Source organism: Kitasatospora sp. NPDC085464, from assembly GCF_044541955.1.
Classification (GTDB): Bacteria; Actinomycetota; Actinomycetes; order Streptomycetales; family Streptomycetaceae; genus Kitasatospora.
This window is the reverse complement of sequence record NZ_JBITTM010000084.1, coordinates 23,482-29,498: the sequence shown is the minus strand read 5'-3', so window position 1 is coordinate 29,498 and position 6,017 is coordinate 23,482. Positions and strand designations below refer to the sequence as shown.

Genomic DNA, 6,017 nt, shown 5'->3' with positions numbered 1-6,017 from the left:
TGGGCAGACCAGCGGACCTCTCATGCCCACCACCCGGCCACACCAGCCAGACCCCAGACGTGATCACCCCCGAACCAGGTCGGTGGATTCGGGCTCAGCGGTGGTCCGGGTGTCCGGTGAGGACGGTGGTGAAGATCGGCTCGCCGTGCTGGTGGCCGGTCACGGTCGTGGTGAGCGCGTCCGGGTCCTCGCCGGGGGTGTGCCGGGCGGTGATGAGGGTGGGCGCGTCGTGCTCGGCGTACCGGTGGAAGGTGGTGGCCGCGGCGGTCGGTGTGACGGTGACCGGGCTGGCCAGCGCGTTGGTCGCCTGGCGGGCCGCTTCCAGCAGGACCATGCCGGGGATGTGGTCGTTGGCGTGGTCGAAGAGGATCGGGTGCCAGAAGTCGGGGGTGAGGTGCCAGGTGCCGGGCGCACCGGCCGGGGTGAGGACGACGTCGCAGGGGCGGAGCCGTCCGACCCGGGCCGGCGGCAGCGGCTCGGCGGTGGTACCGGGCACCGGCAGCGTGTCGACGTCGACGCGACCCCGGCGGAGCCGCTCGTAGGTCGAGCCGGGGACGGTGGTGAAGCGGGCGTAGCCGGTGGCGGCCAGCTGCGGCCCGCGCCGGACGACTGCGCTGAAGGTGAAGTCGATGGTGTTGCGGGTGCGGCGCGGCTCGGCGACGAGCTTCGCCTCGATGGTGAGGTCGGTGGGCTTCGCACCGATCAGCAGCTGGCGCGGGCGGGTGGTGTAGTCGAGGTTCCACATCATGAACTTGTGGTCGAGCGGAACGCCGAACCGGGTGTGGGCGAGGTAGAGCCCGGCCTGGCGGATCGTTTCAGCAGCCTGGATCGGGTCGTGCCGGGTACCGTCGGGGGTGCTGAAGAACGTGTGCGCCCGGGGCCATTGCGCGGAGACCGCGAAGGTGGTCTCGTTCAGCTGCTCGCTGCCGGTGAGGAAGACCTCGGCATGGCAGGCCCGGTGGACGTACTCCTTGGCGACGGTGCTGGTCAGACGGGGTGCCGGGCCGGCGTCCGGGCCCTGGCCGGGGATGGCCCCGGGGGCCTCGGCCGAGGTGAGGCCGGCGGCAGGCGTGCGGAAGGCAAGCAGAGTCATGGGGAGCGCTCCGAAAGGCCGTAACGGGGGGGGTGGGCTGCTCAGGGCTCGTAAGATACGTACCTACCGGTTTGCTTTTCAAGGCAACAGAACAAAGGTTCGTCGGCGGCCGAGCGGGTTCGTTCGGATACCCCCGGCAGAGGTCTGAACCGTTCCGCGGGCTGTGTGGGGTTGGTGAATGTCCGTTGACCTGCGGTGATTTCGCGGTTCAGACTTGACGGGTTCATTATCATGAGGTGCCTCCCCGTGGGTATGGCGGCTGCAAGTAGGAGCCGCTGTTCCGGTTGGAAGCCCTTCAGTGGGGGTCCTGGCCACCTGGCCGACCCATACCGTCCACGCGGTTTTTCATCGCTCAAAGACCGCCCTATGTGACCTGGCACGCAGGGATCGCCTCGGGGTCGGGCGGGTAAGATACGGGGTGTTTGGTTTTGTTTGCCGAGCGTTTCGGGTGGGGTGGTAGCGATGGTGCGGCAGGAGCGGGCGGTCCGGACGCGTCGGCTGATCCTGGAGGCGGCGGCGTCGGTCTTCGACGAGTACGGGTACGAGGGGGCGACGATCGGTGAGGTCGTCGCCCGCGCCGGCGTGACCCGCGGTGCGGTGTACTTCCACTTCGCGTCGAAGCGGGAGCTCGCGCAGGGGGTCGTGGAGGAGCAGTTCGGCCGCGACGAGATCCCCGAACGGCACTGCAAGCTGCAGGAGTTCGTGGACCTCGGGATGGTGGTCGCCCATCTCATGCCGCGTGACCCGCTGTTGAGCGCGGGCGCGCGGCTCTCCCTCGGCCAGGACGTGTTCGGCGACTTCAGCGGCGGTGCCGCGCCCGGGTGGATCGAGCGGGCCGAGAGCGTGCTGACGGCGGCCCGCGAGCGAGGCGAACTGCTGCCGCAGGTGGTACCGGCCGAGACGGCGTGGCTGGTGACCGGGGCCTGGACGGGTGTGCAGATCCAGTCCCAGAAGATGTCCGGCCGGGCCGACCTGGAACGCCGGGTCGCGGTGCTGTACCAGCACCTGATGCCGAGCATCGCCGTGCCCGGCGTGCTCGCCACCCTCGACCTGGGCGTGGACCGGGGCGGCCGGGTGGTGGCCGAGCTGGAGGCGGCCCGGACGGCGGAGCCGGTGGAGCCCGGTGGGGGTGACGCGGGCCGGGCTGCGGCCGCCGGGGCGGGCGTCGGCGGGGTCGCCTCGCGCTGATCGCCCGGGTTCCGTTCCCCCGGCTCTGTTCCGCCGGCTCCGTTCTCCCGGCTCAGTTCCCCCGGTTCCGTGGCTCGATTCCGTGGCTCGATTCCGTGCCTCGGCCGGTCTGCCGGTCTACCCGCGCCGGCCCGTCGGCCCGGTCCATGGGCGACTCCTCCGCGCAAAAACAAACAGCGCGTTCGGTTTTGTATTGACAAACCGTCCGTCCTGTTTTTGGATAGGCGTCGGGTGCTCAACCGATCCCTCCGCGCAACATCGCGGGGCTGCGATCGAGCAGCGGAGCACTCGCCCGGCCGGTGGCCGTCGGGGTCGCCGATCCGTCTGGATTTGGGGTGGTCGTCGTGGAAATCCGGGTGCTGGGGGCCTTGGGGGTCCAACTGTCCGGGGTGTCGGTGGTGCCGACCGCCCCGAAGCCGCGGCAGGTGCTCGCCCTGCTGGCGTTACGGGCCGACCAGGTCGTGCCCGCCGGTGTCCTCGCCGAGGAGCTGTGGTGCGGCCGTCCGCCGCGCAGTGCGCGCACCACCGTGCAGACGTACGTCCTCCAACTGCGTGACCTGATCGACCGAGCGCTCGCCCAGGGGGACGGCGGCCCGGGGACGTCCTGCGCGAAGGACGTCCTGGTCACCTCGGTCGGCGGCTACATGCTGAACAGCGGCGGCGGGCTCGTCGACCTCCAGGAGTTCGACCGCCTCGCCGGGCACGGCTACCGCGCCATGGACGCCGGCGACTACCCGCTCGCCGCCCGCCAGTTGGGCGAGGCGCTCGCGCTGTGGCGCGGACCGGCCTTCGCGGACATCCCGGTCGGTGGCCAACTCGCCGTCGAGGCCAAGAGGTTGGAGGAGACCCGGCTCTGCGCGCTGGACCAGCGGATCGAGGCGGACCTGCGGCTCGGGCGGCACCGCGTGCTGCTCGCCGAACTCACCGTCCTGGTCGACCGCTACCGCACCCACGAGAGCCTGCACGGCCAGTACATGATCGCCCTGCACCGCTCGGGACGGCGCGGCGAGGCCCTGGAGGCCTACCAGCGCCTGCGGAACACCCTGGTACGGGAGTTGGGCATGGAACCGTCCTCCGCCCTGCGCCGCCTCCAGCGCTCCATCCTGCTCGCCGGTCCCGAGCGGGCCGACCAGGACGAGCCGGCCGTGCTCGCCGACGGGGTGGCCGCACGCCCCGCCCGGCTCAGCCGCGTCGGCTGACCCGGCTCGGACGGATCCGTCCGGGTCGATCCGTCCGAGCCGATCCGTCCGGGCTGCTCCGGACGGCCCGGACGGAGAGCCGCGCCTCAGGCGGGCCTCACCTCGGTGTTCTGGCCGGCGTGCAGCAGCCATCGTCCGTCGTCGTGCCTGGTCATGACGTAGAGCGGGGTGCCTTCGGAGTCGCCTGCCGCGGAGTGGTAGACCTGGCGCACCTTGACGGCCGCCACGTCGGGGCGCAGGAACCGGATGTGTGCCACCTCGTAGGTGACCTCGCCGTCCCAGGTCGCGGCGGGCAGGACGGCACGGGTGAACTCGGAGATCGCGTCGAGGCCGAGGAGGACCTTGCCGTGGGCGGTCGTCCAGAGGGCGTCGGGGTGGAACAGCGCGAGGAAGCCCTCGGGGTCCTTGGCGCGCTGGGTGCGTTCGACGGTGGCGACGATCCGCTCGATCGCGTCGACGTCGGCGGTACGGGTGTCGGTAACCGGGGTGCCGGTGGCTTCGGTGGTCATGCGGATCATTCTCGTACCTCAAGTCAGCTTGAGGTCAAGCCGGTTGCCGGCACGGCGCGGAGGCTCAGGTAGTCGCCGAGGCGGGCGGCGGCGGTGAGCATGGCGAGGCCTCGGTCGGTGAGGCGTTTCTGCCAGCCGTCGAGGGCGGCGGCCAGTTCGTCGGTGCCGCCCGCCGAGCGGATCTGCCGGACCACGGCGGCGATGCGGTCCAGTGGGTAGCCGCCCCGCCGCAGCAGGTGGGCGAGTTGGGCGTCGCGGACGTCGGCCGGGCCGTAGACGCGGTGGCCGGTGGCGCGGTCGCGGGCCGGGGTGAGGATCCCGGAGACCTCCCAGGTGCGCAGGGTCGCGGGGGTGACGCCGAGCCGGTGCGCGACGTCGCCGATGGTGAGCGGGCCGGGCGGGGCCGGACGGTCGGCGGCGGTCGGCAGTGCGGCGGGTGCGGCAGCCGCGGAGGTGAGGTGGCCGACGGCGTCCCGGACGGCGACCAGCGTCTCCCGGTCGCGCAGCATGCGGGCGTGGCCGCGGTCGAGGGTGGTCAGGGCCTCGTCGAGGCGGTCGGCGTGGACGGCGGTCATGACCGGGCCGGCGAGCGGGTGCCCGTATGCGGCGACGAGGGCGAGGAACGCGCGCAGGGCGGCCGCGTGCAGCTCGGTGTAGATCCGGTAGCCGGTGGGGGTGCGGGCGGCGGGCGGGAGGCAGCCGTCGCGCTCGTAGTTGCGGACCGCCTGGGTCGAGATGCCGTGCTCGCGCGCGAGATCGGAGGGGCGCATGGTCGTCTTCCGTTCGGGCCCGTTTGAGACTTCCTGCGGCAGATCTCGTGGCAGTCGGCGGGCTGGCTCGGGCAAAGTCTCAACCGATCTTTCAAGGATACGCTTGAGGTCCATGAGTCAGGACATTCACGACTTCGTCACCCCGTCGTGCGAGCTGCTGGGGCTCGGCGAGCCGACGCACCAGGAGCCGGCCTTCGGATGGGTCCGCAACGAACTGTTCGCCCGGCTGGTCGACCGGGGCTTCCGGTCGATCGCCCTCGAAACCGACCGCGTGGCTGCCCTCGCCGTGGACGACTACGTCCGGGAGGGTGCGGGCACCCTGGACACGGCGATGGCCGAGGGCTTCTCGCACGGCTTCGGCGAGCTCCGCGCCAACCGCGAACTCGTCGCCTGGATGCACGAGTTCAACCGTAGCCGACCGCAGGGGGAGCGGCTGGCCTTCCACGGCTTCGACGCCCCGACCGAGACCTACAGCGCCCCCAGTCCGCGCAGCTACCTTGAGCACGCCCGCGACTACCTGCTCGGACGCGACCGCGACCGCGACCTGGACCGCGACCGCGACCGCGACCGCGACCTGGACCGCGACCACGGCGCCAGCCGCGGCCACGACCTCGACATCGCCGGACCGGCCGGCGAGGACGAGCGCTGGAGCCGGGCCGAGGCGGTGCTCGACCCGGCGCAGTCGCCCGGCGCCACCGCCGAGGCCAGGAGGCTGCGCTGCCTCGCCGACGACCTGCTCCTCCGACTCCACGCGCGGGCACCCGAGTTGATCGCGGCGACCTCCCGGGCCGCATGGTTCCGGGCCAGGACGCAGCTGACCGCGGGCATCGGCCTCCTGCGCTACCACGCACAGTCGGCGGTTCGGGGCCTCACCCCGAGCGACCGGTTGAGCGGCCTGATCCGCGTGCGGGACGCGCTCATGGCGCAGAACCTCCTCGACATCCGCGAGCTGGAGGCGCAGCGTGGGCCGACCCTGGTGTTCTCGCACAACCAGCACCTGCAGCGGAACCCGAGCGCCTGGGCGCTGGGGGAGCTGGACTGCGGCTGGAACAGTGCGGGCCGCATCGTCGGCGCACTGCTCGGCGAGCGGTACGCCTTCGTCGCCGGGAGCCTGGGGCGCAGCGAGGCGATCGGTCTGGGCGAACCGGCGCCGGACACCTACGAAGCTTTCCTGCAACGGGGCGGTACGGGCTGGGAGTTGACGGAGGCGCGACTGCCCGCCACCGGCCGTACCCGAACCGACACCACACCGCCCCAG

Annotated in this window: 5 protein-coding genes and 1 pseudogene; 3 read left to right on the top strand and 3 right to left on the bottom strand. The window is 72.1% G+C overall.

From position 1 onward, the window contains the following. Positions 1–94 precede the first annotated feature (94 nt). Positions 95–1,093, bottom strand: a complete 999-nt coding sequence (locus tag ACIGG8_RS41210) for a ScbA/BarX family gamma-butyrolactone biosynthesis protein (protein WP_396553705.1) — start codon at positions 1,091–1,093, stop codon at positions 95–97. Between the two features lie 462 nt (positions 1,094–1,555). Between ACIGG8_RS41210 and ACIGG8_RS41205 the strand changes: the two genes are divergently transcribed. Both ACIGG8_RS41205 and ACIGG8_RS41200 read left to right on the top strand, forming a co-directional pair. Continuing rightward, complete coding sequence (locus tag ACIGG8_RS41205) at positions 1,556–2,281, top strand: ScbR family autoregulator-binding transcription factor (RefSeq protein ID WP_396553704.1); 726 nt, start codon at positions 1,556–1,558, stop codon at positions 2,279–2,281. A 344-nt stretch (positions 2,282–2,625) separates the two neighbouring features. Next, a complete protein-coding gene (locus ACIGG8_RS41200) occupies positions 2,626–3,480 on the top strand; it encodes a BTAD domain-containing putative transcriptional regulator (RefSeq protein ID WP_396553707.1) in 855 nt (284 codons plus the stop codon). An 86-nt stretch (positions 3,481–3,566) separates the two neighbouring features. Here ACIGG8_RS41200 and ACIGG8_RS41195 read toward each other — a convergent pair whose 3' ends face one another. Both ACIGG8_RS41195 and ACIGG8_RS41190 read right to left on the bottom strand, forming a co-directional pair. Beyond that, positions 3,567–3,998 carry an SgcJ/EcaC family oxidoreductase gene (locus ACIGG8_RS41195; protein WP_396553703.1) on the bottom strand — a complete coding sequence of 144 codons (432 nt, stop codon included), beginning with the start codon at positions 3,996–3,998 and terminating at the stop codon, positions 3,567–3,569. A 14-nt stretch (positions 3,999–4,012) separates the two neighbouring features. Then, complete coding sequence (locus ACIGG8_RS41190; RefSeq protein WP_350522624.1) at positions 4,013–4,759, bottom strand: TioE family transcriptional regulator; 747 nt, start codon at positions 4,757–4,759, stop codon at positions 4,013–4,015. Here ACIGG8_RS41190 and ACIGG8_RS41185 point away from each other — a divergent pair. Continuing rightward, positions 4,725–6,017, top strand: a pseudogene (locus tag ACIGG8_RS41185) (erythromycin esterase family protein); the annotation flags it as partial. The gene ACIGG8_RS41190 and the pseudogene ACIGG8_RS41185 sit on opposite strands and share 35 nt — an antisense overlap.

Bases quoted from the DNA above. Each gene is read 5' to 3' on its own strand.
- ACIGG8_RS41195 (WP_396553703.1), bottom strand. From the start codon at position 3,998: ATGATCCGCATGACCACCGAAGCCACCGGCACCCCGGTTACCGACACC.
- ACIGG8_RS41205 (WP_396553704.1), top strand. From the start codon at position 1,556: ATGGTGCGGCAGGAGCGGGCGGTCCGGACGCGTCGGCTGATCCTGGAG.
- ACIGG8_RS41190 (WP_350522624.1), bottom strand. From the start codon at position 4,759: ATGCGCCCCTCCGATCTCGCGCGCGAGCACGGCATCTCGACCCAGGCG.
- ACIGG8_RS41210 (WP_396553705.1), bottom strand. From the start codon at position 1,093: ATGACTCTGCTTGCCTTCCGCACGCCTGCCGCCGGCCTCACCTCGGCC.